This window comes from Streptomyces sp. ITFR-16 (assembly GCF_031844705.1).
In the GTDB taxonomy this organism is placed as follows: Bacteria; Actinomycetota; Actinomycetes; order Streptomycetales; family Streptomycetaceae; genus Streptomyces.
In genome coordinates this window covers 1,924,710-1,949,063 of the sequence record NZ_CP134609.1, presented here as the reverse complement: position 1 = coordinate 1,949,063, position 24,354 = coordinate 1,924,710, and the positions used below count along the sequence as shown (strand labels likewise).

Annotated in this window: 25 protein-coding genes; 19 read left to right on the top strand and 6 right to left on the bottom strand. The window is 71.3% G+C overall.

Going from position 1 to position 24,354, the window contains the following annotated elements:
- Positions 1-48: 48 nt before the first annotated feature.
- Positions 49-963, top strand: a complete 915-nt coding sequence (locus tag RLT58_RS08615; protein WP_311309814.1) for a hypothetical protein — start codon at positions 49-51, stop codon at positions 961-963.
- Between the two features lie 25 nt (positions 964-988).
- On the opposite strand, the gene RLT58_RS08610 is transcribed toward RLT58_RS08615, so the two are convergent.
- Both RLT58_RS08610 and RLT58_RS08605 read right to left on the bottom strand, forming a co-directional pair.
- Positions 989-2,311: an FAD-linked oxidoreductase, L-gulonolactone oxidase family gene (locus RLT58_RS08610; protein ID WP_311309813.1), complete on the bottom strand. Its 1,323-nt coding sequence runs from the start codon at positions 2,309-2,311 to the stop codon at positions 989-991.
- Positions 2,268-3,515, bottom strand: coding sequence for an MFS transporter (locus tag RLT58_RS08605; protein WP_311309812.1), 1,248 nt, complete (start codon positions 3,513-3,515; stop codon positions 2,268-2,270). Before RLT58_RS08605 ends, RLT58_RS08610 begins: the two co-directional genes overlap by 44 nt.
- 158 nt (positions 3,516-3,673) lie before the next feature.
- Here RLT58_RS08605 and RLT58_RS08600 point away from each other — a divergent pair, with 158 nt between their 5' ends.
- The gene (locus RLT58_RS08600; RefSeq protein WP_311309811.1) at positions 3,674-4,801 is read left to right on the top strand and encodes a ferrochelatase; all 1,128 of its coding nucleotides are present in this window, start codon (positions 3,674-3,676) and stop codon (positions 4,799-4,801) included.
- A gap of 48 nt (positions 4,802-4,849) precedes the next feature.
- Positions 4,850-5,677 (top strand): inositol monophosphatase family protein, encoded by an 828-nt coding sequence (locus tag RLT58_RS08595; protein ID WP_311309810.1) that lies wholly within the window; start codon positions 4,850-4,852, stop codon positions 5,675-5,677.
- A gap of 67 nt (positions 5,678-5,744) precedes the next feature.
- On the opposite strand, the gene RLT58_RS08590 is transcribed toward RLT58_RS08595, so the two are convergent.
- Complete coding sequence (locus RLT58_RS08590) at positions 5,745-5,918, bottom strand: flagellar hook-basal body complex protein FliE (protein ID WP_311309809.1); 174 nt, start codon at positions 5,916-5,918, stop codon at positions 5,745-5,747.
- 315 nt (positions 5,919-6,233) lie between these two features.
- Between RLT58_RS08590 and RLT58_RS08585 the strand changes: the two genes are divergently transcribed.
- The 4 genes from RLT58_RS08585 (at position 6,234) to RLT58_RS08570 (ending at position 9,832) form a co-directional block, all read left to right on the top strand.
- Entirely contained in the window at positions 6,234-6,887 is a 654-nt protein-coding gene (locus RLT58_RS08585; RefSeq protein WP_311309808.1) for a response regulator transcription factor, read from the top strand.
- A 5-nt stretch (positions 6,888-6,892) separates the two neighbouring features.
- Positions 6,893-8,128: a sensor histidine kinase gene (locus RLT58_RS08580; RefSeq protein WP_311309807.1), complete on the top strand. Its 1,236-nt coding sequence runs from the start codon at positions 6,893-6,895 to the stop codon at positions 8,126-8,128.
- Positions 8,129-8,532: 404 nt separating this feature from the next.
- Positions 8,533-8,829: a DUF4193 domain-containing protein gene (locus RLT58_RS08575; RefSeq protein WP_003965732.1), complete on the top strand. Its 297-nt coding sequence runs from the start codon at positions 8,533-8,535 to the stop codon at positions 8,827-8,829.
- 13 nt (positions 8,830-8,842) lie between these two features.
- Positions 8,843-9,832 carry a hypothetical protein gene (locus RLT58_RS08570; RefSeq protein WP_311309806.1) on the top strand — a complete coding sequence of 330 codons (990 nt, stop codon included), beginning with the start codon at positions 8,843-8,845 and terminating at the stop codon, positions 9,830-9,832.
- Between the two features lie 18 nt (positions 9,833-9,850).
- Here the strand turns inward: RLT58_RS08570 and RLT58_RS08565 are convergent, their stop codons facing one another.
- The gene (locus tag RLT58_RS08565; RefSeq protein WP_311309805.1) at positions 9,851-10,309 is read right to left on the bottom strand and encodes a DUF3093 domain-containing protein; all 459 of its coding nucleotides are present in this window, start codon (positions 10,307-10,309) and stop codon (positions 9,851-9,853) included.
- 58 nt (positions 10,310-10,367) lie between these two features.
- Here RLT58_RS08565 and RLT58_RS08560 point away from each other — a divergent pair, with 58 nt between their 5' ends.
- The 12 genes from RLT58_RS08560 to RLT58_RS08505 all read left to right on the top strand — a co-directional run bounded on the left by RLT58_RS08560 (position 10,368) and on the right by RLT58_RS08505 (position 22,697).
- Positions 10,368-10,952, top strand: coding sequence for a PaaI family thioesterase (locus RLT58_RS08560; RefSeq protein ID WP_311309804.1), 585 nt, complete (start codon positions 10,368-10,370; stop codon positions 10,950-10,952).
- A complete protein-coding gene (dut, locus tag RLT58_RS08555; protein ID WP_018520583.1) occupies positions 10,952-11,485 on the top strand; it encodes a dUTP diphosphatase in 534 nt (177 codons plus the stop codon). Before RLT58_RS08560 ends, dut begins: the two co-directional genes overlap by 1 nt.
- Position 11,486: 1 nt before the next feature.
- Positions 11,487-12,251, top strand: a complete 765-nt coding sequence (locus RLT58_RS08550) for a DUF3710 domain-containing protein (RefSeq protein WP_311309803.1) — start codon at positions 11,487-11,489, stop codon at positions 12,249-12,251.
- Between the two features lie 313 nt (positions 12,252-12,564).
- Positions 12,565-12,654, top strand: a complete 90-nt coding sequence (kdpF, locus tag RLT58_RS08545) for a K(+)-transporting ATPase subunit F (protein ID WP_311309802.1) — start codon at positions 12,565-12,567, stop codon at positions 12,652-12,654.
- 7 nt (positions 12,655-12,661) lie between these two features.
- Positions 12,662-14,326: a potassium-transporting ATPase subunit KdpA gene (kdpA, locus tag RLT58_RS08540; protein ID WP_311309801.1), complete on the top strand. Its 1,665-nt coding sequence runs from the start codon at positions 12,662-12,664 to the stop codon at positions 14,324-14,326.
- On the top strand, positions 14,323-16,449 hold the full coding sequence (gene kdpB, locus RLT58_RS08535) for a potassium-transporting ATPase subunit KdpB (protein WP_311309800.1): 2,127 nt from the start codon (positions 14,323-14,325) through the stop codon (positions 16,447-16,449). Before kdpA ends, kdpB begins: the two co-directional genes overlap by 4 nt.
- A gap of 6 nt (positions 16,450-16,455) precedes the next feature.
- Positions 16,456-17,133: a potassium-transporting ATPase subunit C gene (locus RLT58_RS08530; protein WP_311309799.1), complete on the top strand. Its 678-nt coding sequence runs from the start codon at positions 16,456-16,458 to the stop codon at positions 17,131-17,133.
- 108 nt (positions 17,134-17,241) lie between these two features.
- A complete protein-coding gene (locus tag RLT58_RS08525; RefSeq protein WP_311309798.1) occupies positions 17,242-17,976 on the top strand; it encodes an ABC transporter ATP-binding protein in 735 nt (244 codons plus the stop codon).
- 170 nt (positions 17,977-18,146) lie between these two features.
- Positions 18,147-20,690, top strand: a complete 2,544-nt coding sequence (locus RLT58_RS08520) for an ATP-binding protein (RefSeq protein WP_311309797.1) — start codon at positions 18,147-18,149, stop codon at positions 20,688-20,690.
- 49 nt (positions 20,691-20,739) lie between these two features.
- Positions 20,740-21,432: a response regulator gene (locus RLT58_RS08515; RefSeq protein WP_311309796.1), complete on the top strand. Its 693-nt coding sequence runs from the start codon at positions 20,740-20,742 to the stop codon at positions 21,430-21,432.
- An 86-nt stretch (positions 21,433-21,518) separates the two neighbouring features.
- The gene (locus RLT58_RS08510) at positions 21,519-21,935 is read left to right on the top strand and encodes an OB-fold nucleic acid binding domain-containing protein (RefSeq protein WP_311309795.1); all 417 of its coding nucleotides are present in this window, start codon (positions 21,519-21,521) and stop codon (positions 21,933-21,935) included.
- Positions 21,936-21,938: 3 nt separating this feature from the next.
- Positions 21,939-22,697 carry a DUF3159 domain-containing protein gene (locus RLT58_RS08505; protein WP_311309794.1) on the top strand — a complete coding sequence of 253 codons (759 nt, stop codon included), beginning with the start codon at positions 21,939-21,941 and terminating at the stop codon, positions 22,695-22,697.
- Positions 22,698-22,790: 93 nt separating this feature from the next.
- Here RLT58_RS08505 and RLT58_RS08500 read toward each other — a convergent pair whose 3' ends face one another.
- The gene (locus RLT58_RS08500) at positions 22,791-23,468 is read right to left on the bottom strand and encodes a potassium channel family protein (protein ID WP_311309793.1); all 678 of its coding nucleotides are present in this window, start codon (positions 23,466-23,468) and stop codon (positions 22,791-22,793) included.
- Positions 23,468-24,136, bottom strand: coding sequence for a potassium channel family protein (locus tag RLT58_RS08495; protein WP_311309792.1), 669 nt, complete (start codon positions 24,134-24,136; stop codon positions 23,468-23,470). Before RLT58_RS08495 ends, RLT58_RS08500 begins: the two co-directional genes overlap by 1 nt.
- Positions 24,137-24,354 lie beyond the last annotated feature (218 nt).

Below are 24,354 nucleotides of genomic sequence, written 5' to 3'. Positions count from 1 at the left end.
TGTCCCTTGTTGTTGCATGGTGGGAGCGATGTCAATCAAGGGCTGGAAATGGTGCAGAAGCCGGAAAGCGGCATAGAACCCAAGGAGAGGCGGATCGACCTGAGCCTGCCGCAGGTCGCGGGCAGCGCGGTCGCGGCGGTCGCCGCGGCGGTGGCGGCCTCCCAGCTGGGGGTGTACGGAACGATCCTCGGCGCGGGGGTGATGAGCATCGTGGCCACCTGCGGCGGCTCGGTGTTCCAGCACTTCTTCCGCCGCACGGGCGAGCAGATCCGCGAGGTCACCGTCCAGGTGGTGAAGCACCCGCAGACGGGTGCGCCGGTGGTGCTGAAGGACGCGGACGCGACCACGGTGCTCCGCAAGGTGCCCGAGGACCCCGCCCGTACGCAGCTGATCGAGCCGCTCGACGGCACGCGGCAGCTGGTCACGGTCCCGGAGGCCGGGGACGACGCGTACTCGCCGGCGACCACGCACGGCACCCGGATCCGCGGCTGGAAGCGCTCCGCGCTCGGGGCGGCGGTGGTCTTCGTGGTCTCGATGGCCGGGATCACCACGTACGAACTGGTCTCAGGGAACGACCTGAGCGGTGGTCAGGGGACGACCGTGGGCTCCGTCGTGCGCGGCGAGCACCATCGGACGCACTCCGACCCGGCACCGGCCGACAACACCGGTCCGGACGGTGACGCCACCACGCCGGCCGACGGCGACGGCTCCGCGACCCCGGGCACCGGCGGGCAGGACGGCCGGAGCACGGCCCCGGAACCGGACCGGAGCGACGGCCCGACGACCGGTCCGTCACCCACGCCCACCCCGTCGGACTCCGCGGGCGGCGGCACGGACCCCGGCCCGGCGCCCAGTCCCACACCGACCGGCAGCGGGACCGGCGTGGCTCCCGACCCGACGGGCACGGCCGACGCTCCGGCCCAGGAGGACCGGGCCCCGGCCGACGCCGGCGCGGGGGAGTGACGGCGGGAGTGCGGCGGCCGGAGGGTCAGTCGCCCAGGACCCGGCGCAGATAGTCGTTGGCGAAGAGGCGGTCCGGGTCCAGCCGGTCCCGTACGGCCGTGAACTCACCGAACCGGGGGTACACCCCCGCCAGGTACGCGGCGTCGCGGGTGTTGACCTTGCCCCAGTGCGGACGGCCGCCGTGCGCGGTCATGATCCGCTCCACCGCCGTGAAGTACGCCTGGTAGGGCGTGCCCCGGTACAGATGGACGGCGATGTACGCGCTCTCGCGGCCCGAGGCCGTGGAGAGCGCGATGTCGTCGGCGGGGGCGGTCCGCACCTCCACCGGGAAGCTGATCCGCAGCGGAGAGCGGTCGACCATTGCCCTGACCTCGCGCAGCGCCTCCACGGCGGCCTCGCGGGGCAGGGCGTACTCCATCTCCACGAACCGCACCCGGCGCGGGCTGGTGAAGACCTTGTACGGGATGTCGGTGTAGGTCCGCGCGGACAGGGCCCGGCTGGAGAGCTTGGCGATCGAGGGGATCGTGCCGGGGACCGCCCGGCCGAGCGAACAGGCCACCTGGAAGATCCCGTTGGACAGGAGCTCGTCCTCGATCCAGCCGCTGACCTTTCCGGGCGGGGCGGCGGGGCCCGCGCTCCGGTTGTTGCGCTTGGTGTTGCAGTTGCCCGTGTGCGGGAACCAGTAGAACTCGAAGTGCTCGTTCTCGGCCACCAGCTGATCGAAGTCGGCCGTGACCTTGTCGAAGGTCATCGGTTCCTCGCGGGCGGTGAGCAGGAAGACCGGTTCCACGGCGAAGGTGATCGCCGTGATGACGCCCAGGGCGCCGAGGCCGATCCGGGCGACGGCGAAGATCTCGGGGTTCTCGGTCTCCGAGCAGGTCAGCACCGTGCCGTCCGCCGTGACCAGCTCCAGGGCGCGGATCTGCGCGGATATCGAGGCCGAGTCGCGGCCGGTGCCATGGGTGCCGGTCGAGGTGGCCCCCGCGACCGTCTGCTCCATGATGTCGCCCATGTTGGTGAGCGAGAGGCCCTCGCGCGCCAGCGCGGTGTTGAGCCGCTTCAGCGGGGTGCCGGCCTCGACGGTCACGGTCATCGCGGCCCGGTCGATCTTCCGGATCCCGGTGAGCAGGTCGGGGCGTATCAGCAGTCCGTCCGTGGCGGCGGTCGCGGTGAAGGAGTGGCCGGTGCCCACCGGCTTGACCTTCAGCCCGTCCTCGGAGGCCCTGCGCAGCGCCTCGGCGAGCTCGTCCACGGAGGCGGGGGACACGGTCCGTACCGGCCGGGCGGTGACGTTCCCCGCCCAGTTACGCCACGCGCTCGTCGTCGTCCGTGCGTAGGTGTCGGTCATCTTCCCCGCGCCCTTCCGTAGGAACCGGCCCACTGAGCCGGCGGTACCCCAGGAACGCCACCGCGGCCGCGAGCGCTCCCGCCACGGCGGGCACCGCGTACCCCGCCTTCGCCCCCGAGGCGTCGACCACCCAGCCTGCGGCCGAGGAGCCGAGCGCCACACCGACGGCGAGCCCGGTACTGGTCCAGGTCATGCCTTCGGTCAGTCTGGTGCGCGGTACGTGCTGTTCGACGAGAGCCATGGTGGTGACCATCGTCGGTGCGACGAAGAGGCCCGCGACAAAGAGCGCCACGGCCAGAAACGGCAGGTTCCCGGCCAGTTGGAGGGGGATCATACTCATCGCCATCGCACACACTCCCACCAGCCACCGGGTGGACGGCCGGCCCCTGAGGTGCAGCAGGCCGAAGACCGCCCCCGCGAGGCAGGACCCCAGCGCGTACACCGCCAGCACGAGGCTCGCCGCCGCCTTGCTGCCCCGCTCCTCGGCGAACGCGACGGTCACCACGTCGACCGCCCCGAAGATCGCGCCCGTCGCCACGAAGGTGACCACGAGCACCTGGAGGCCGCGCGAGCCCAGCGCGGAGCCCTTGGTGTGCCGGGCATGCGGATGCGGCACCGGCTCGGTGGCCCGCTGCGCGGTCAGCCAGAAGACGCCGGCCAGCAGGAACCCGGCCGCCAGCAGCGGCCCCGCCTCCGGGAACCAGGCGGTGGACAGCCCGATCGAGACGATCGGGCCGAAGATGAAGCACACCTCGTCGACGATCGACTCCCAGGAGTACGCGGTGTGCAGCTGCCGCGCCGAGCCCCGGTAGATCTCCGCCCAGCGGGCCCGGATCATCGATCCGACACTGGGCACACAGCCCGCGCCCGCCGCGAAGACGAACAGGGTCCACTCCGCCAGCCCCTGCTGCGCGCAGACCAGCAGACCGGCCACGGACGCCAGCGCGGCCAGCGTCACCGGCCGCAGCACGCGGCGCTGCCCGTACCGGTCGACCGCCCGCGAGACCTGCGGGCCCATCACCGCGGCCGCCATCGCCAGCGTCGCGGAGAGCGCGCCCGCCAGCCCGTACCTGCCGGTCAGCTGGGAGACCATCGTCACCACGCCGATGCCCATCATGGACAGCGGCATCCGGCCGAGGAAACCGGCCGCCGAGAACCCCTTGGCGCCGGGGGCCGCGAAGATCGCGCGGTAGGGACTGGACAAGGAAGCTCCGTGCGGCGTGATCACGCGCGATGTACAGGGGTGAACGTGGCCGATACAGCTTACGGGCGGGGCTCCGGAACCGACAGCGGGTTTCCGGCCCCGCCCCGGGACGGATGTCGGTGGGAACGGCGCCGGGGACGGGTGGCAGGATCGACGGCATGTCCGATCTGCGCGATCCCGCTCCCTACGACGCCCTGCTGCTGCTCTCCTTCGGAGGCCCCGAAGGCCCGGACGACGTGGTCCCGTTCCTGGCGAACGTGACCCGCGGCCGGGGTATCCCCGAGGAGCGGCTGAAGGAAGTCGGCAAGCACTACTTCCTCTTCGGCGGCGTCAGCCCGATCAACGCCCAGAACCGGGCGCTGCTCGACGCGCTGCGCAAGGATTTCGCGGATCACGGACTCGACCTGCCGGTCTACTGGGGCAACCGCAACTGGGCGCCCTATCTCACCGACACCCTGCGCGACATGACCCGGGACGGGCACCGCCGCATCGCCGTCCTGGCGACCAGCGCCTACGCCTCCTACTCCGGCTGCCGGCAGTACCGCGAGAACCTCGCCGAGTCCCTGGCAGCCCTGGAGGACGAGGGACTGCCCGTGCCGCGCGTGGACAAGCTGCGGCACTACTTCAACCACCCGGGCTTCGTCGAGCCCATGGTGGAGGGCGTCCTGGCGTCCCTGGCGGACCTGCCCGAGGACGTACGCGCCGGCGCGCACCTGGCGTTCACCACGCACTCCGTCCCCACCTCGGCGGCGGACGCCTCCGGCCCCGCCGAGGCGCACGGCGACGGCGGCGCCTACGTCGCCGAGCACCTGGACGTCGCCCGGCTGATCGTCGACGCCGTGGCCGAGCGGACCGGCGTGGCGTATCCCTGGCGGCTCGTCTACCAGTCGCGCAGCGGCGCCCCGCACATCCCGTGGCTGGAGCCCGACATCTGCGACCACCTGGAGGCCCTCCACGCGGACGGTGTGCCCGCCGTGGTGATGGCCCCCATCGGCTTCGTCTCGGACCACATGGAGGTCCTCTACGACCTCGACACCGAGGCCACCGCGCAGGCCGCCGAGCTGGGCCTGCCGGTGCGCCGCTCCGCGACGGTCGGCGCCGACCCGAGGTTCGCGGCGGCGGTCCGCGACCTGGTGCTGGAGCGGGCCGCCGCCGAACAGGGCCGGGGGCCGCAGCGGTGCGCGCTCGGGGCGCTCGGCGCGAGTCACGACCTCTGCCCGGCCGGCTGCTGCCCCGCCCGGGCGCCCAGGCCGGCCGCCGCGGGCGCCGACAGCCCGTACGCGTAACGCCGCCACCGACCCCGATCCGCACCTCCTCACCCCCTTGGGAGCGCCGTGACCGACCCCCTGCTCGCCGAACTGCTCGACCTCGCCCGGGACGTCGCCCACCGGGCCGGAGCGCTGCTGCGCGACGGCCGGCCCGCCGACCTGGGCGTGGCCGCGACCAAGTCCAGCCCCGTGGACGTCGTCACCGAGATGGACATCGCCGCCGAGAAGCTGATCACCGGATTCCTCTCCGAGCACCGCCCCCGGGACGGCTTCCTCGGCGAGGAGGGCGCCAGCTCCGAGGGCACCAGCGGCGTCCGCTGGGTCATCGACCCGCTCGACGGCACGGTGAACTATCTCTACGGGCTGCCGACCTGGGCCGTCTCCGTGGCCGCCGAACGGGACGGCGAGCGGGTCGTGGGCGTCGTGGAGGCCCCGATGCGGCGTGAGACGTACTACGCGGTCCTGGGCGGCGGCGCGCACGTCGAGGGCGGGGCGTACGGGGACGGCGGAGCCGCCCTGCGCTGCCGGCCGGCCCCGCCGCTCGACCAGGCACTCGTGTCGACGGGCTTCAACTACGTCGCGGACGTCCGGGCGCACCAGGCCGACGTGGCGCGTGTCCTGATCCCGCGGGTACGCGACATCCGGCGCGGCGGCTCCGCCGCGCTCGACCTGTGCGACGTGGCCGCGGGCCGGCTCGACGGCTACTACGAGCGCGGTCTGCACCCCTGGGACCTGGCCGCGGGCGACCTCATCGCCCGGGAGGCGGGCGCGCTCACCGGCGGCCGGCCGGGACGGCCCGCCGACGGGGAGCTGACGGTGGCCGCGTCGCCCGGGGTCTTCGCACCCCTCCAGGCCCTCCTGGAGGAACTGGGCGCCTGGCACGACGGCCGCTGAGGGCACGGACGAACGGGGAAGGCCCCGCGCTGCCTGTACGGCAGCGCGGGGCCTTCCCCGTAGCGGCTCAGACGCTCGTGGCGCCGATGTGGACTCCGTGCTCGGCGGCGAGGCGGTGCAGGTCGTCCAGCTCGCCCTGCTCGACGTCCGCGAGGAAGTCGTCGCCCGTCTCGCGGGCCTTCGTGAGGTCGGACTCGGTGGTCTTGATGCGTTGCAGCAGACCTGCGGTGAAAGCGTCCATGAAGCGCCCCCTCATCGTGGGTCGGTGGCACGGGGGTGTGCCCGGGTTTCCCTCCGCCGAAGCGGTAGGGCGGGTGATCACGCACTCTCCGGGGCCGGAGGGGCCTGTGGCACGCCACATACAAGACGTGATCGCGGGTGTTCAATCGTCCTCCCCGGCCTCACCCTCAGAGAAACCTCAACTGGCCCGGAAATCCGGTTCATTCCCTGAAGCCGCAGGTCGGGCCGCGCCGTCTTACCGCCGGTTTATACGCGTTACGGGCAGGATGGAGCCCCGAACTCCGATCCGCTGTGAAGCTTTAGGGAAGGAAGCGCCGTGCGCGTACTCGTCGTGGAGGACGAGCAGCTGCTCGCCGATGCGGTGGCCACCGGACTGCGCCGGGAGGCCATGGCCGTCGATGTCGTGTACGACGGTGCGGCGGCCCTGGAGCGCATCGAGGTCAACGACTACGACGTCGTCGTGCTGGACCGGGACCTCCCGGTGGTGCACGGCGACGACGTCTGCCGCCGGATCGTCGAGCTGGGCATGCCCACCCGGGTGCTCATGCTCACCGCGTCCGGAGACGTCAGCGACCGTGTGGAGGGCCTGGAGCTGGGTGCCGACGACTATCTGCCCAAGCCCTTCGCCTTCAGCGAGCTGACCGCGCGGGTACGGGCGCTGGGCCGCCGTACGACGGTCGCCCTGCCGCCGGTCCTGGAGCGCGCCGGAATCAAGCTCGACCCGAACCGCCGCGAGGTGTTCCGGGGCGAGCAGGAGGTCCAGCTCGCCCCCAAGGAGTTCGCGGTGCTGGAGGTCCTGATGCGCAGCGAGGGCGCCGTGGTCTCGGCGGAGCAGCTCCTGGAGAAGGCCTGGGACGAGAACACCGACCCGTTCACCAATGTCGTCCGGGTGACCGTCATGACCCTGCGGCGCAAACTCGGTGAGCCCCCGGTGATCGTCACCGTGCCCGGCTCCGGCTACCGGATCTGAGGCCCGTGCCCACCGTCCCGCCGCCCGCGTCGGCGCCACCCAAACCCACCTGGGAGCCCAAGCAGCCGGAGCCCCCGTACCCCTGGCTGCGCCCGACCATCCGGATACGGCTCACGCTGCTGTACGGCGGGATGTTCCTGATCGCGGGCATCCTGCTGCTGTCGATCATCTACATGCTGGCCGCCCAGGCCCTGCACGTGGGCAGCGAGCTGCCCTTCAAGATCGTCGACGGCCATGTGTCCAGCGAGATCTGCAATCTGCTGGGGGAGGGGAGCTCACCGAGCGCCGTCAACGCGGCGATGAACTCCTGCGTCAACCACCAGCGCCAGCAGGCGCTCGACACGCTCCTCAACCGCTCCCTGCTGGCCCTGGTGGGCCTGAGCGTCATCGCCTTCGCCTTCGGCTACGCCATGGCGGGACGGGTGCTCTCGCCGCTGGGCCGGATCACCCGGATCGCCCGCCGGGTGGCCGGCACGGACCTCTCGCGGCGCATCGAGCTGGACGGCCCGGACGACGAGCTCAAGGAGCTCTCCGACACCTTCGACGACATGCTCGACCGGCTGGAGCGGGCCTTCACCGCCCAGCAGCGGTTCGTGGGGAACGCGTCGCACGAGCTGCGCACCCCCCTGGCGATCAACCGCACCCTGCTGGAGGTCCATCTCTCCGACCCGCAGGCGCCCCCCGAGCTCAAGCAGCTCGGCAAGACGCTGCTGGCCACCAACGAACGCAGTGAGCAGCTGGTGGAAGGCCTGCTGCTGCTCGCCCGCAGCGACAACCAGATCGTCGAGCGCAAACCCGTCGACCTCGCCGAGGTCGCCTCGCGCGCCGTCGACCAGGCGCGGGGCGAGGCCGAGGCCAAGGGCGTGGAGATGCGGGTCGAGCTGGCTCCGGCCGTCGTCCAGGGCAACGGTGTCCTGCTGGAGCGCATCGCGCTGAACCTCGTGCAGAACGCGGTGCGCTACAACGTCCCGGAGGAGGGCTGGGTCGAGGTCACGACGGAGCTCATGCCGGGCCAGGCCCTGCTGATCGTCTCGAACACGGGTCCCGTGGTGCCCGCCTACGAGATCGACAACCTCTTCGAGCCCTTCAGACGGCTGCGTACGGAGCGGACGGGCAGCGACAAGGGGGTGGGGCTCGGCCTGTCGATCGCACGCTCCGTGGCGCGCGCTCACGGAGGCCGTATCATCGCGGAGCCCCGCGAGGGTGGCGGTCTTGTGATGCGCGTCTCACTGCCCGTCTGACAGGCAGGGGCGGGCAAGAAAAGAGCGGATTATTTTTGTTCGCTTTGAGCGGAATTTTCGGGACCTGATCCCGGAGAGGCCGTGTGTGATCGATCACAGGAGCGAATATCCGCCCGTCCACGCTCCGTGATCAGGGATCCTGTCGGAAAACCCCCGAAAATCGGGGTTTTCGGGGGTCAATATCACGGGAAGTACACGGGGTGGCGCTGGTAAAGAGCGCCGCCAGGACCGTGTACGGTCCCCATCGCCACCCAAGCCGATCACTCTCGAGCGGTCCTTTTGGGTGTCGATTGAGTAACAGACCTTGATGTGAGGCAAAATCTCCGCCTCAGGTCGGGCACAAGTCCGGCCTCTCACGCGTTACGTGCGCTGAGACACGCAGACACCCAGAGGGGGAGAGCGACATGGCAACGGATTACGACACCCCACGCAAGACCGACGACGACGTCGATCAGGACAGCCTTGAAGAGCTCAAGGCACGCCGGAGCGACAAGACGGCCTCGGCCGTCGACGTCGACGAGTTCGATGCGGCAGAGGGACTGGAGCTGCCCGGCGCAGACCTGTCCAACGAGGAGCTGGCCGTACGGGTTCTGCCCAAGCAGGCCGATGAGTTCACCTGCATGAGCTGCTTCCTCGTGCACCACCGCAGCCAGCTGGCCCGCGAGAAGAACGGCCAGCCGATCTGCCGCGACTGCGACTGAGGTCCGGTCGGCCGTGGCAGGGGACTCACCGTTCCGGAAGCGGCGCCCCCGGGGCAAGAAGTCGTCGGAGGCGCAACAGGGCGGTACAGGCCCGGCAGAAGGCGTCACAGCACCTGCCGAGCGGTCCGCCCTGCCACCCTCGCCGGGCGGACAGGACGACGAGCGAGGCCAGCGGGCCTCGCTCGAAGCAGTCGAAGCAGCTGTCGAGGCATACCGGGCAGCTGCGGGGGTCGACACGGCCGATGGGGCCGAACAGGTCGACAGGACGGAGCCCGTGACCGGGGCAGGCCGTCTGAATTCAGTGAAACGGGGCGTACGCAAGGGCGGGGAGAGCGCCAAGGCCGCGATCGGTCATATCGCCGACCTGATCATCGATATCGCTCCCCGCGTCCCTGTGCGCGACCTCGCCACCCTGCGCAAGCAGTTCCCGGGTCTCGGGCCCGAGGAGCTCGCCGACCGGCTCGTCGCCGGCGCGGGCAGGGCGACCGCCACCGTCGGCGCCGGAATCGGTGCGGCGGCCATGATGCCCGTCCCGCCCGCCATGCTCGCCGAGCTGGCCGCGGAGATCACCGGCGTCGCCGCCATCGAGATGAAGCTCGTCGCCGAACTCCACGAGGTCTACGGGCAGCGCCCGCCGGGCGGCATCGGCAGGCGGTCCACCGCCTACCTCACCTCCTGGACGGAGGAGCGCGGCATCGACGTCAGCCAGCCGACCACGGTCAACGCGGCGCTGGGCGGACAGATGAAGCGCGAACTGCGCCAGCAGATCATGAAACGCACGGTGCGCGATCTGCCCAACCTGATCCCGTTCATGATCGGCGCCGCCGTCGGCGCGATGATGAACCGGCGGGACACCAAGAAGCTCGCCGAGCGGGTCCGCAAGGACCTGCGCAAGCACCAGATCTCCTGGGACGACCTCCCGGAACTGCCACCGCTGGAACACCCGGAGCTGCCCTACGAGGTCACGTCCGAGGACGCGGAGGAGCGGGACCGCCCCTCCTGAGCCTCCGGCCCGGGAGCCCTAGGCGGAGACGGCCGCCTTCAGCGCCGCGGCCAGGGCCTTCGGATCGCGCGTCGACAGATAGACGTACGGCGTCGGGTCCTGCGGGTCCGTGACCTCCACGCGCACCGCTGTCGGGATGTAGCTGCGCAGCAGCATGAAGGCCCGCACGTCCGCCTTGTACGAGCGCCAGGCGCGCGCCTCCTCGGCGTCCAGCACCTCGGCCTCGCCGAGCGCCGACACCGGGATCCGCGCGTCGCCCGCCACCAGCGCCCCGGCCACCACCCGGATCCGGGCGGAGCCGTACGCGCTCACCGCGACGGCCGACAGCGCCGTGCCGCCGGCCAGCCCGGCGAGCAGTGGCAGGGTGCCCAGCGGCAGCAGCATCAGGGCGCACGCGACGCCGACCAGGACGGCGATGAGCCACCAGGAACGGGGCGCGGTGAGACGTTCGTCGAACGGCGGGGCGGAAGGCTGCATGGACCCAAGCTTGGCACGGCGCGACCTGCGGGTAGCCGCGCGGGTAAGGTCTGCGCCTGTGAGTGGAACATCTGCGGCTCTGAAGCCCCCGGCCGACGCGGTGAAACCGGTCCGGCACCCCGACGCCCCGGCCCCCGGCGAACTCCTCGGCGCGCACTACGAACACTGTTTCGGCTGCGGCGACGGGCAGCCGCACGGGCTGCACCTCCAGGCACGGGCCGGCGAGGGCGTCTGCGTCACCGCCGAGTTCACCGTGCAGGCCGCCCACCAGGGCGCCCCGGGACTCGCGCACGGCGGCGTGCTGGCCACCGCGCTGGACGAGACGCTCGGCTCGCTGAACTGGCTGCTGCGGGTGATCGCGGTGACCGGACGGCTGGAGACCGACTTCGTCCGCCCCGTCCCCGTGGACACCGTGCTCCACCTCGACGCCGAGATCACCGCCGTGCACGGCCGGAAGATCTACTCGCGCGCGACCGGCCGGATCGGCGGCCCCGACGGGCCCGTGGCGGTCCGTGCGGAGGCCCTGTTCATCGAGGTCAAGGTCGACCACTTCATCGAGAACGGCCGGCCGGCCGAGATCCAGGCGGCGATGGCCGACCCCGACCAGGTCAAGCGCGCCCGCGCCTTCGAGGTGAACCCCTGATGCGCCACCCTGTCGACGTCCTGATCCGCCGGGTCGACCCCGATGTGCCGATCCCGGCCTACGGGCACCCGGGCGACGCCGGGGCCGATCTCGTGACCACGGAGGCCGCCGAGCTGGCGCCGGGGGAGCGCGCCGTACTGCCCACCGGGGTTTCGATCGCCCTGCCCGACGGGTACGCCGCGTTCGTGCACCCCCGCTCCGGCCTCGCCGCCCGCTGTGGAGTCGCCCTGGTGAATGCCCCGGGGACGGTGGATGCCGGGTACCGTGGAGAGATCAAGGTGATCGTCATCAATCTCGACCCGCGCGAGTCCGTGCGGTTCGAGCGGTTCGACCGGATTGCCCAACTGGTCGTTCAGCAGGTCGAGAAGGTGCGCTTCCACGAAGTGTCGGAGCTTCCCGGTTCGGCGCGGGCCGAAGGGGGCTTCGGGTCCACCGGCGGTCATGCCGCCGTTGATGTTGATGGCGTCCGGGGCGGGGTTCCCCAGGGCGGGAACAGCTACGCTTCGGTCGAATCCGACCGGGAAGGACAGTGACGTGTTCGGACGTCGCAAGAACAGTGGTTCCGCCGAGGACACGGCGGACGAAGCGCGCGAGGCCGAGCAGGTCGTCGACGAGCGCGATGACGCCGAGGGCGGATCGCGCCGGACGAATCTTCCGCCGGCGCCGCGGCCCGACGGCCCGTGGGACATCGACGAGGTGTCCCAGCCCGGCGAGGGCCGGGTCGACCTGGGCGGCATCTTCGTGCCCGGCGTCGAGGGCATGGAGCTGCGGGTGGAGGTCGCCGGTGACGCGATCGTCGCGGCCACCGTCGTGCTGCGCGACAGCGCGATCCAGCTCCAGGCCTTCGCCGCCCCCAAGAAGGAGGGCATCTGGGGCGAGGTCCGCGAGGAGATCGCCTCCGGCATCACCCAGCAGGGCGGGATCATCGACGAGGTCGAGGGCCCGCTGGGCTGGGAGCTGCGCGCGCAGGTCCCCGTACAGCTCCCCGACGGGACGAACGGCGTGCAGCTGGTGCGCTTCGTCGGCGTCGACGGCCCGCGCTGGTTCCTGCGCGGAGTGATCTCCGGCCAGGGTGCCGTGCAGCCGGAGGCCGCCGGTCTCCTGGAGACGGTCTTCCGCGACACCGTGGTCGTCCGCGGCGAGGGCCCGATGGCCCCGCGCGACCCGATCGTCCTCAAGCTCCCCAACGACGCCCAGATGGTTCCCGAGGGCGTCCAGCAGGAGGAGCAGGAGGGCTCGAAGTTCTCCGGTGGCATGGCGGGCCTGCAGCGCGGCCCCGAGATCACCGAGGTGCGCTGACCCGCACCCGTACCTCTTCGCACGAAGCCGGTGGCCCGTATCCCCTTTACCGGGGGTACGGGCCACCGGCTTCTGCGTGGGGCGGGCCGTACGGGGCGCGTATGGGGCACGTACAGGCGCCGTCAAGGCCGGGCCCCTTCCCGTAAGGAAGGCATCAACGCAGGTCACAGCGGCGCCGGCGAGAGGTTTGCTCAAGAGGTCCGAGAAATCCGCACCTCAACCGGGAGCATCCGATGGCCGACATGGCCTTCGTCGTCACCACGATCGCGGTCTTCGCGCTGGTGGCACTCGTCGCCAAGGGGGTGACGAAGCTGTGACCGCCGAAAACGTGGCCGGCCTCGTCGTGGCCGCCGTCCTGCTGGGCTACCTCGTCCTCGCCCTTCTGTACCCGGAGAGGTTCTGAGCCCGCTATGAGCCCCGTCCTCGCAGGCGTCCTCCAGCTCCTCGCGCTCGTCGTGGCGCTGGGCCTGGCGTACCGCCCGCTCGGTGACTACATGGCCTTCGTCTACACCTCGCCCCGCCATCTGCGGGCCGAGAAGTGGATCTACAAGGCCATCGGCGCCGACCCCGGCACACAGATGCGCTGGCCCGCCTATCTGCGCGGAGTCCTCGCCTTCTCCGCCGTGAGCGTCCTCTTCCTGTATCTGCTCCAGCGGCTCCAGGGCGGACTGCCCGGGTCGCTCGGCTTCTCCTCGATCGACCCCGACCAGGCGTTCAACACGGCGGCCTCGTTCGTCGCGAACACCAACTGGCAGTCCTACTACGGCGAGCAGGCCATGGGCCACGTCGTGCAGACCGGCGGCCTCGCGGTGCAGAACTTCGTCTCGGCCGCCGTCGGCATCGCCGTCGCGGTGGCCCTCGTCCGCGGCTTCGCCGCCACCCGCAGCGGCGAACTGGGCAACTTCTGGTCCGACCTGGTGCGCGGCACCGTGCGCATCCTGCTGCCGATCGCCGTCCTCGGCGCGCTCGTGCTGGTCGCCTGCGGCGCGATCCAGAACTTCGCCGGCATTCATGAGGTCGGGCAGTTCATGGGCGGTACGCAGCAGTGGAACGGTGGGGCGGTCGCCTCCCAGGAGGCCATCAAGGAGCTGGGCACCAACGGCGGCGGCTACTTCAACGCCAACTCGGCCCACCCCTTCGAGAACCCCGACGGGCTGTCCAACCTGTTCGAGATCTTCCTGATCCTCGTCATCCCGTTCGCCCTGACGCGCACTTTCGGCCGCATGGCCGGTTCCCTGAAGCAGGGGTACGCGATCCTCGCCGCGATGGCCGTCATCTGGCTCGGCTTCACCGCGCTGATGATGTGGACCGAATTCGCCCACCACGGGCCCGCGTTCGAGATCGCCGGCGGTGCGACGGAGGGCAAGGAGACACGGTTCGGCGTCGCCGGTTCGTCCCTCTTCGCGGTGGCCACCACACTCACCTCGACCGGGGCGGTGAACTCCTTCCACTCCTCGTTCACGGGCTTCGGCGGCGGCATCACGATGCTCGGCATGCAGCTGGGCGAGATCGCCCCCGGCGGTGTCGGCTCAGGGCTCTACGGCATGCTGATCATGGCGGTCGTCGCGGTGTTCATCGCCGGGCTGATGGTCGGCCGTACGCCGGAGTACCTCGGCAAGAAGATCGGCACCCGCGAGATCAAGCTCGCCGCCTGCTACCTCCTCGTCACCCCGGCCCTCGCGCTCGGCTTCACGGCCGCGGCGCTGGCCCTGCCGACCCCCGCGCACTCGATGACGAACACCGGGGCGCACGGCTTCTCCGAGATCCTCTACGCCTACACCTCCGGCGCCAACAACAACGGCTCGGCGTTCGCCGGGCTCAACGCGGACACCCAGTGGTTCAACACCACCATCGGACTCGCGATGCTGCTCGGCCGCTTCCTGCCCATGGTGTTCGTCCTGGCCCTGGCCGGCTCGCTCGCCGGCCAGCGGCCCGTACCGGACACCGCGGGCACGCTCGGCACCCACCGGCCGCTCTTCAGCGGACTGCTCGTCGCCACCGTCATGATCATCGCCGGACTGACCTACTTCCCGGCCCTCGCCCTGGGACCGCTCGCCGAAGGGCTGGCGTCATGAACCTCCGTACGAAACACGAGGACGCGATGTCCACCGTCACTCCCGCCCGCGCACCCCACAGCGGCACACCGGCCGGGTCCGGTTCCGCAGGGCGCGTGGGGGCCGGGCTGTTCGATCCCCGGATGCTGCTCGCCGCGCTCCCCGAGGCCCTGCGCAAGCTCGACCCGAGGGCGATGGTCAAGTCACCGGTGATGTTCGTGGTGCTGGTCGGCTCGGTGTTCACCACCGTGCTCGCTGCGCTCGATCCGGCCGACTGGTTCGGCTGGGCGATCACCGGCTGGCTCTGGCTCACCACCGTCTTCGCCAATCTGGCGGAGGCCGTCGCCGAGGGCCGGGGCAAGGCCCAGGCCGACACCCTGCGCCGGGCGCGGACGGACACGGTCGCCCGCCGGCTGAACGGAACGGACGAGGAACGGGTCCCCGGCACCGGACTGCGCATCGGTGACCTGGTGGTCTGCGAGACGGGCGACATCATCCCGGGCGACGGAGACGTCGTCGAGGGCGTGGCCAGCGTCGACGAATCCGCGATCACCGGCGAGTCGGCCCCGGTCGTCCGGGAGTCCGGCGGCGACCGCAGCGCGGTCACCGGCGGGACGAAGGTGCTCTCCGACCGCATCGTCGTCAAGATCACCACCAGGCCCGGTGAGACCTTCATCGACCGGATGATCGCTCTGGTGGAGGGCGCCGCCCGGCAGAAGACCCCCAACGAGATCGCGCTCAACATCCTGCTGGCCTCGCTGACCGTGATCTTCCTGCTGGCCGTGGTCACGCTCCAGCCCTTCGCGGTGTACGCGGGCAGCGAGCAGTCCATGATCGTGCTGGTCGCGCTGCTGGTCTGCCTGATCCCCACCACCATCGGAGCGCTGCTCTCCGCGATCGGCATCGCCGGCATGGACCGGCTGGTGCAGCGCAACGTGCTCGCCCTGTCCGGGCGTGCGGTCGAGGCCGCCGGTGACGTCTCGACCCTGCTGCTCGACAAGACCGGCACCATCACCCTCGGCAACCGCAGGGCCGCGGCCCTGCTCCCCGTCGAGGGCGTCACGGAGGCCGAACTCGCGGACGCCGCCCAGCTCTCCTCGCTGGCCGACGAGACGCCCGAGGGCCGTTCCGTGGTGATCCTCGCGAAGGAGGCGTACGGCCTGCGCGAACGCCACCGGGGCGAACTCGCGGCCGCCGAGTGGGTCGCCTTCACCGCCCGGACCCGGATGTCCGGCGTGGACGTCGAAGGGCGCAGGATCCGCAAGGGCGCGACCGGATCGGTCGTCGCCTGGGTCCAGGAGCGGGGCGGCAGCGTCTCCCCGGACGCGCGGACGCTCACCGACCGCATCGCGCAGGCCGGCGGCACCCCGCTGCTGGTGGCGCAGGAGGACGGGCGCGGGGCCCGGGTCCTGGGCGTCATCCACCTCAAGGACGTCATCAAGCAGGGCATGCGCGAGCGGTTCGGCGAACTGCGCCGGATGGGCATCCGTACGGTCATGATCACCGGCGACAACCCGCTGACCGCGAAGGCCATCGCCGAGGAGGCGGGCGTCGACGACTTCCTCGCCGAGGCCACTCCCGAGGACAAGATGGCCCTCATCGAGCGGGAGCAGGCCGGCGGCAAGCTCGTCGCGATGACCGGCGACGGCACCAACGACGCCCCCGCGCTCGCCCGTGCCGATGTCGGTGTGGCGATGAACACCGGGACCTCGGCCGCCAAGGAGGCCGGGAACATGGTGGACCTGGACTCCGATCCGACCAAGCTGATCGAGATTGTGGAGATCGGCAAGCAGCTGTTGATCACCCGGGGCGCCCTGACGACGTTCTCCCTCGCCAACGACGTCGCGAAGTACTTCGCGATCATCCCCGCGATGTTCGCCGTCGTGTACCCGGGCCTGGACAGGCTCAACATCATGGACCTGTCGTCGCCCCGGTCCGCGATCCTGTCCGCCGTGATCTTCAACGCGCTGATCATCGTCGCGCTCGTCCCGCTCGCCCTCAGAGGCGTCCGCTACCGCCCCGGAGGCGCCGACTCGATGCTCCGGCGCAACCTCGGGATCTACGGACTCGGCGGCCTGATCGCCCCGTTCATCGGCATCAAGATCATCGACCTGCTTCTCTCCCTCATCCCCGGAATCGGCTGACCCGCCATGAACAACTCCGTACGGAACTCCGCCCGGCTGCTCGGGGCCGGGCTGCGCGCCCTGCTCGCCCTCACCCTGGTCTGCGGCGTCCTCTATCCGCTCGCCGTCACCGGCGCCGCCCAGGCCTTCATGCCCGGGCGCGCCAACGGCTCCGAGATCACCGAGAACGGCAAGGTCGTCGGCTCCGCCCTCATCGGCCAGCGCTACGACCTGCCGCTGAAGAAGGGCCAGGAGACCGCCGCCCCGGACCTCAGATGGTTCCAGCCCCGCCCCTCCAACGGCCTCGGCACCAACAGCGTCAACACCCAGTACGCGCTGATCCTCTCCGGCGCCACCAACCGCTCCGGCGACAACCGGGAACTCATCGACTGGGTCACCGCCGCCAAGGCGGCCGTCGTCAGGGACAACTCCGTCCCCGGCCACCCCGTCAGCCCCTCCCAGGTGCCGGCCGACGCCGTCACCTCCTCAGGCTCCGGCCTCGACCCCGACATCTCCCCGGCGTACGCCCGGCTCCAGGTCAACCGCGTCGCCGTACGCAACCACCTCCCCGCGGCGCAGGTCGCCCGGCTCGTCGACCGGCACACCGACGGCCGCGTCCTCGGCTTCGCCGGCGAACCCCGCGTCAACGTCCTGCGGCTCAACATCGCCCTGCGCCAGCTGGTGAGCGACGCCCGGGCACACTGAACGCTCTCCCCGCCCGGGTCCGGCCCCGCCGCCGCACCCGGGCATTGCCCGGCCCCGGGCCGCATGCACATACTGGCGGCCGACAGACCGAGCCATACGGGGAGCGACATGACCGAGAGCACTGCCGCCGCGGCCACCGGCGGGGAGAGCGGCACGGCCGTCGCCGAGCGGCCGATGGTCCGGATCGAGGACCTGCACCGCTCCTACGGCTCCGGAGCCGGCGCCGTGCACGCGCTGCGCGGGGTGTCCTTCGAAGTGCCGCGCGGGGAGCTGGTCGCCCTCAAGGGCCGTTCCGGCTCGGGCAAGACGACCCTGCTCAACCTGGTCGGCGGGCTCGACAGCCCCGACAGCGGCCGGATCACGGTGGACGGCACCGACCTCTCCTCGCTCGGCGAGAACGGGCTGCTGGAGCTGCGCCGCGACCGGATCGGCTTCATCTTCCAGTCGTTCGGCCTGATCCCGATCCTGACCGCCGCGGAGAACGTCGGCGTCCCCCTGCGGCTGCGCAAGGCCGATCCGCGCGAGCGCGAGGAGCGGGTGTCGCTGCTCCTGTCCCTCGTCGGCCTCGCCGACCACGCGGCCCAGCGGCCCGGCGAGCTCTCCGGCGGCCAGCAGCAGCGCGTGGCGATCGCCCGGGCGCTCGCCAACCGGCCCGCCCTGCTGATCGCCGACGAGCCGACCGGCCAGCTCGACGCGGAGACCGGCCTCGCGGTGATGGAGCTGCTGCGCGCCGTCGTGCACAGCGAGGGCGTCACCGCGCTCGTCGCCACCCACGACGCCCAGCTGCTCGGCCTCGCCGACCGGGTGCTGGAGCTCAGCGACGGGCACATCATCGAGCACTGACGCGCCCCCGGCCCCCTGGGTCGGGGCATCAGAATTACGTCAATACGGACCCCAGCCGCACCCCTCGCCCGATATGCCGGAAATTCACGAGGTAGTTTCGACAGTGGCTGCCGCATCGGCCGCCACCGGCTTCCGCCAACGCGGCCCGGTTCCGGAAAGACAATGAGGCCATGGCGCGCGGCAAACTTCGGATCTACCTCGGTGCGGCACCCGGCGTCGGCAAGACGTACGCGATGCTCTCCGAGGCGCACCGCCGTGTGGAGCGGGGCACCGACTGCGTCGTGGGTTTCGTCGAGGACCACGACCGCCCGCGCACCGGGGCCCTGCTGGACGGCCTCGAACAGATCGAGCGGCGCACGATCGAATACCGGTCCGCCGTCCTGACCGAGATGGACATCGACGCCGTCCTGGAGCGCGCCCCGGCCGTGGTGCTGGTGGACGAGCTCGCGCACACCAACGTGCCGGGCTCCCGCAACGCCAAGCGCTGGCAGGACGTCGAGGAACTGCTCCAGGCCGGGATCGACGTGGTCTCCACCGTCAACATCCAGCATCTGGAGTCCCTCGGTGACGTCGTCGAGTCCATAACCGGCGTACGCCAGCGCGAGACGGTGCCCGACGAGGTGGTCCGCCGCGCCGACCAGCTCGAACTGGTCGACATGTCGCCCCAGGCACTGCGCCGGCGGATGGCCCACGGCAACATCTACAAGCCGGACCGGATCGACGCCTCGCTGTCCAACTACTTCCGCCCCGGCAACCTCACAGCCCTGCGCGAGCTGGCCCTCCTCTGGGTCGCCGACCGGGTCGACGAATACCTCCAGCAGTACCGGGGCGAGCACAACATCCGCACCACCTGGCAGGCCCGCGAACGCATCGTCGTCGGACTGACCGGCGGACCCGAGGGCCGCACCCTCATCCGCCGCGCCTCCCGGATGGCGGCCAAGGGCTCCGGCAGCGAGATCCTCGCCGTCTACATCGCCCGCAGCGACGGACTGACGTCCGCCTCGCCCAAGGAGCTGACCGTCCAGCGCACCCTGGTCGAGGACCTGGGCGGCACCTTCCACCACGTCATCGGCGACGACATACCCTCGGCGCTCCTCGAATTCGCCCGGGGCGTCAACGCCACCCAGATCGTCCTCGGCTCCAGCCGCCGCAAGGCCTGGCAGTACATCTACGGACCCGGCGTCGGCGCCACCGTCGCCCGCGAGTCCGGCACCGACCTCGACGTCCACATCGTCACCCACGACGAGGTCGCCAAGGGCCGGGGCCTGCCCATCGCGCGCGGCGCCCGGCTGGGCCGGGCCCGGATCATCTGGGGCTGGGCGGTCGGCGTGGGCGGCCCCGCCCTGCTCGCCCTGCTCCTCAAGAGCCTGGACAGCGGCCCCGGGCTCGCCAACGACGTCCTGCTCTTCCTGTTCATGACGGTCGCCGCCGCCCTGATCGGCGGACTGCTGCCCGCCCTCGCGTCGGCCGCCGTCGGCTCGATGCTCCTGAACTACTGGTTCACCCCGCCCACCCACACCCTGACCGTGCAGGACCCCGAGAACTTCGTCGCCATCGTGATCTTCTTCGCGGTGGCGCTCGCGGTGGCCTCCGTCGTGGACCTCGCGGCCCGCCGTACCCACCAGGCCGCCCGGCTGCGCGCCGAGTCGGAGATCCTGTCGTTCCTGGCCGGCAGCGTGCTGCGCGGCGAGACCACGCTCGCCGCGCTCCTGGACCGGGTCCGCGAGACCTTCGGCATGGAGTCCGTCGCCCTGCTGGAACGGCGCAGCGACGTCGATCCGTGGACGTGCGCCGGGAGCGTGGGGCCCGCCCCGGTCGCCCGGCCGGAGGACGCCGATGTGGACATGCCCGTCGGCGACCACATGGCCCTCGCGCTGTCGGGCCGGGTGCTGCCCGCCGAGGACCGGCGGGTGCTCGGCGCCTTCGCCGCCCAGGCGGCCGTCGTCCTGGACCGCCAGCGCCTGGTCGACGAGGCCGAGGAGGCCCGGCGGCTCGCCGAGGGCAACCGGATCAGGACCGCGCTGCTGGCCGCCGTCAGCCACGACCTGCGGACCCCGCTGGCCGCCATCAAGGCCGCCGTCAGCTCCCTGCGCTCCGACGACGTCGCCTGGTCCGACGACGACGAGGCCGAGCTCCTCGAAGGCATCGAGGACGGTGCCGACCGCCTGGACCACCTGGTCGGCAACCTTCTCGACATGTCCCGCCTCCAGACCGGCACGGTCACCCCGCTGATCCGCGAGATCGACCTCGACGAGGTCGTGCCCATGGCCCTGGGCGGGGTCCCCGAGGACAGCGTCGACCTGGACATCCCCGAGACGCTGCCGATGGTCGCGGTCGACCCGGGGCTGCTGGAGCGGGCCGTCGCCAACATCGTCGAGAACGCCGTCAAGTACAGCCCCCGGGCGGACCGCGTGACCGTGGCCGCCAGCGCCCTCGGCGCCCGCGTCGAACTCCGGGTCGTCGACCGGGGGCGCGGCGTCCCCGACGAGGGCAAGGAGCGCATCTTCGAGCCCTTCCAGCGCTACGGCGACGCCCCGCGCGGCGCCGGGGTGGGCCTGGGCCTCGCCGTGGCCCGCGGCTTCGCCGAGGCCATGGGCGGCACGCTGGACGCCGAGGACACCCCGGGCGGCGGCCTCACCATGGTCCTGACCCTCAGGGCCGCGTCCGGATACGTCCCCGCCGACCCCGGCCTGCCGGCGCGGGTCACCTCATGATCCGCGGAGCGCTCCGCGGACGTACGTACAGCAGAGAGGCAGGATCCCGATGACCCGGGTGCTTGTGGTGGACGACGAGCCGCAGATCGTACGCGCCCTCGTGATCAACCTGAAGGCGCGCAGGTACGAGGTGGACGCCGCGCCCGACGGGGCGACCGCCCTCCAGCTCGCCGCCGCCCGCCACCCCGACGTCGTGGTGCTGGACCTCGGGCTGCCCGACATGGACGGGGTCGACGTGATCAGGGGGCTGCGTGCCTGGACCCGGGTTCCGATCCTGGTCCTGTCGGCCCGCCACTCCTCCGACGAGAAGGTCGAGGCGCTGGACGCGGGGGCGGACGACTACGTGACCAAGCCGTTCGGCATGGACGAGCTGCTGGCCCGGCTGCGGGCCTCGGTGCGCCGCGCCGAGCCCGTCGGCCAGGACGGCGGCGACGAGGTCGTGATCGTGGAGACGCCGGGCTTCACCGTCGACCTCGCCGCCAAGAAGGTCCACCGCGAGGGACGCGACGTACGGCTCACGCCCACCGAGTGGCATCTGCTGGAGGTCCTGGTCCGCAACGGCGGCCGGCTCGTCAGCCAGCGGCAGCTGCTCCAGGAGGTCTGGGGTCCTTCGTACGGCACCGAGACCAACTATCTGCGGGTCTACATGGCCCAGCTGCGGCGCAAGCTGGAGGCCGATCCCTCGCACCCCCGCCACTTCGTCACCGAGCCCGGGATGGGGTACCGCTTCGAGCGTGCCTGAGGCCGGTGGCAGGGGCACGCGGTTAACCCTTTCGAGTGAGACGGCGGCCACCCGCCGGGACCCCCGGAGACCGGTACCCTTCGGGTATGAGTGCTGTTCCTCGATTCGAGAAGTCCCAGAAGGCCGAGCGGCCGTCCGGGCGCTTCCGACGGATGCTCGACCGGCTTTCCAGCTCCCAGGAGGACCTGGAGTGCGAGGAGCTGGAGGAGGACTCGCAGGCATCGGGGTGCACCCGGATCTCCGAGTGCACCGACCGCCAGATCGTGAAGGTCACTGGTACCTTGCGGACGGTCACCCTGCGACCGCGCGCCGGAGTGCCCGCCCTGGAGGCGGAGCTCTTCGACGGCACCGCACCGCTCGACGTGGTCTGGCTCGGACGCCGCTCCATCATGGGCATAGAGCCGGGCCGCAAGCTCATCGCCTCCGGCCGGATCGCCATGAGTCACGGGCGCCGGGTGCTGTTCAACCCCAAATACGAACTCCGACCGCTCGGCAAGGAGTAGCCGGTGACGTCTCTCGACAAGCCGACGTCCGACACGGACCGCACCACCGACCAGCAGGAGGCCGACGCCAAGGCGGTCACCGAGGCAGCCCTCTTCGAGGCCTTCGGCGGCATCCGCGGCATGGTGGAGACAGTCCTGCCCGGACTGCTCTTCGTCACGATCTTCACCATCGACAAGAACCTGACGAACTCGGCCATCGCGGCCGTCGCCGTGTCGCTGGTGCTCGTGGTCGTCCGCCTGGTCCGCAGGGACACCGTCAAGCACGCCTTCAGCGGTGTCTTCGGGGTGGCCTTCGGCGTGGTCTTCGCCAAGATGACGGGCAACGCCAAGGACTTCTATCTGCCGGGCATGATCTACACGCTCGGCCTGGCGCTCGCCTATCTCGTCACCACGCTCGCCGGCCTGCCGCTGATCGGCCTCATCCTGGGCCCGGTGTTCAAGGAGAACCTCTCCTGGCGCACCCGGAACCCCGGCCGCAAGAAGGCCTACGCCAAGGCCAGCTACGCCTGGGGGCTCATCCTCCTGGCCAAGTGCGCGATCCTCTTCCCGCTGTACTGGTGGGCCGACACCACCCAGTTCGGCTGGGTCCTGGTCGCCCTGAAGATCCCGCCGTTCCTGCTGGCGGTCTACCTCACCTGGGTCTTCCTCGCCAAGGCGCCGCCGCCCATCGACGTCTTCGCCGAGATGGAGGCCGAGGAGAAGGCCGAGAAGGCCCGTAAGGAAGCGGCCGCCGCCGAGGCGGCCCGCAGCCGGGAGTTCTGAGGACACCCGCACCCACGTACGCATGTGAGAGGGGCCCGTGACCGCCGCCGACGGTCACGGGCCCCTCTCACATGTCTCGCATGTCCCTGACGGCTACTTCTCCGGGTCGCCCCGGCGTACCGACAGCAGGTCCTCCAGCTGCTCCTCGCGCGCCTGCGCGGCCACGAACAGCAGCTCGTCACCGGCCTCCAGGCTCTCCTCCGCGCTCGGCGTCAGCACCCGCTGCCCGCGGATGATCGTGACCAGCGAGGTGTCCTCGGGCCAGGCGACGTCCCCGACCTGCGTACCGGCCAGCGCCGACTCCGGGGGCAGCGTCAGCTCGACCAGGTTCGCGTCCCCGTGACTGAAGCGCAGCAGCCGGACCAGATCGCCGACACTCACCGCCTCCTCGACCAGGGCCGACATCAGACGCGGCGTGGACACCGCCACGTCGACGCCCCAGGACTCGTTGAACAGCCACTCGTTCTTCGGGTTGTTCACCCGGGCGACGACACGCGGCACGCCGTACTCGGTCTTGGCGAGCAGCGAGACGACCAGGTTCACCTTGTCGTCGCCGGTCGCCGCGATCACGACGTTGCAGCGCTGCAGCGCCGCCTCGTCCAGCGAGGTGATCTCACAGGCGTCCGCCAGCAGCCACTCGGCCATCGGTACCCGCTCCACGGAGATGGCGGTCGGCGCCTTGTCGACGAGCAGCACCTCGTGCCCGTTCTCCAGCAGCTCGGCGGCGATGGAACGGCCCACCGCTCCGGCCCCGGCAATCGCGACACGCATCAGTGACCGCCCTCCTCAGGGCCCTCGGCGAAAGCCGCCTCGACCTTTGCGATCTCGTCCGTACGCATCATCACGTGAACGAGGTCGCCCTCCTGGAGCACCGTCTGCGAGGACGGCAGTATGGCCTCGCCCAACCGGGTGAGGAAGGCGACGCGCACGCCCGTCTCCTCCTGCAGGGTGCTGATCTTGTGGCCGATCCAGGACGGGGTGGTGTGCACCTCGGCGAGCTGCACACCGCCGCTCGGGTCCCGCCACAGCGGCTCGGCGCCCGAGGGCAGCAGCCGGCGCAGCATCTGGTCGGCGGTCCAGCGCACGGTGGCCACCGTGGGGATGCCGAGGCGCTGGTAGACCTCGGCACGCCGGGGGTCGTAGATCCTGGCCGCGACGTTCTCGATCCCGAACATCTCGCGCGCCACCCGGGCCGCGATGATGTTGGAGTTGTCACCGCTGCTCACCGCGGCGAACGCGCCCGCGTCCTCGATCCCCGCCTCGCGGAGGGTGTCCTGGTCGAATCCGACCCCGGTCACCCGACGCCCGCCGAAGCCGGAGCCGAGCCGCCGGAACGCCGTGGGGTCCTGGTCGATGACGGCGACCGTGTGCCCCTGCTGCTCCAGGGTCTGCGCGAGAGCGGCTCCCACTCGCCCGCAGCCCATGATGACGATGTGCACCTTGCGCCTACCTCGCAGTCCTGGTCGTCCGGCTGACCTGCGAAAACACCCTGCTCACACTCTTTCCTCGGCTGGCCGGGCAAACAATGGGGCAACGGTTCGTCCCGTTGCCCAGGATGAGCTTATGCGGCGCCGGGTGCGTTGCCTCATTCGAGTGTGCTCATCACGGGGGCACTGTGGCAAAGACGACGCCGGCCGGGGTGTGCCGCCGGGCCGCC

What these genes read in the sequence shown, in the direction of transcription:
- RLT58_RS08610 (WP_311309813.1), bottom strand. Translation starts at nt 2,311, where the DNA reads ATGACCGACACCTACGCACGGACGACGACGAGCGCGTGGCGTAACTGG.
- RLT58_RS08590 (WP_311309809.1), bottom strand. Translation starts at nt 5,918, where the DNA reads ATGGACGCTTTCACCGCAGGTCTGCTGCAACGCATCAAGACCACCGAG.
- kdpB (WP_311309800.1), top strand. Translation starts at nt 14,323, where the DNA reads ATGAACCTCCGTACGAAACACGAGGACGCGATGTCCACCGTCACTCCC.
- RLT58_RS08510 (WP_311309795.1), top strand. Translation starts at nt 21,519, where the DNA reads ATGAGTGCTGTTCCTCGATTCGAGAAGTCCCAGAAGGCCGAGCGGCCG.
- RLT58_RS08525 (WP_311309798.1), top strand. Translation starts at nt 17,242, where the DNA reads ATGACCGAGAGCACTGCCGCCGCGGCCACCGGCGGGGAGAGCGGCACG.
- RLT58_RS08520 (WP_311309797.1), top strand. Translation starts at nt 18,147, where the DNA reads ATGGCGCGCGGCAAACTTCGGATCTACCTCGGTGCGGCACCCGGCGTC.
- dut (WP_018520583.1), top strand. Translation starts at nt 10,952, where the DNA reads ATGCGCCACCCTGTCGACGTCCTGATCCGCCGGGTCGACCCCGATGTG.
- RLT58_RS08500 (WP_311309793.1), bottom strand. Translation starts at nt 23,468, where the DNA reads ATGCGTGTCGCGATTGCCGGGGCCGGAGCGGTGGGCCGTTCCATCGCC.
- RLT58_RS08575 (WP_003965732.1), top strand. Translation starts at nt 8,533, where the DNA reads ATGGCAACGGATTACGACACCCCACGCAAGACCGACGACGACGTCGAT.
- RLT58_RS08515 (WP_311309796.1), top strand. Translation starts at nt 20,740, where the DNA reads ATGACCCGGGTGCTTGTGGTGGACGACGAGCCGCAGATCGTACGCGCC.
- RLT58_RS08530 (WP_311309799.1), top strand. Translation starts at nt 16,456, where the DNA reads ATGAACAACTCCGTACGGAACTCCGCCCGGCTGCTCGGGGCCGGGCTG.
- RLT58_RS08600 (WP_311309811.1), top strand. Translation starts at nt 3,674, where the DNA reads ATGTCCGATCTGCGCGATCCCGCTCCCTACGACGCCCTGCTGCTGCTC.
- kdpA (WP_311309801.1), top strand. Translation starts at nt 12,662, where the DNA reads ATGAGCCCCGTCCTCGCAGGCGTCCTCCAGCTCCTCGCGCTCGTCGTG.
- RLT58_RS08615 (WP_311309814.1), top strand. Translation starts at nt 49, where the DNA reads ATGGTGCAGAAGCCGGAAAGCGGCATAGAACCCAAGGAGAGGCGGATC.
- RLT58_RS08565 (WP_311309805.1), bottom strand. Translation starts at nt 10,309, where the DNA reads ATGCAGCCTTCCGCCCCGCCGTTCGACGAACGTCTCACCGCGCCCCGT.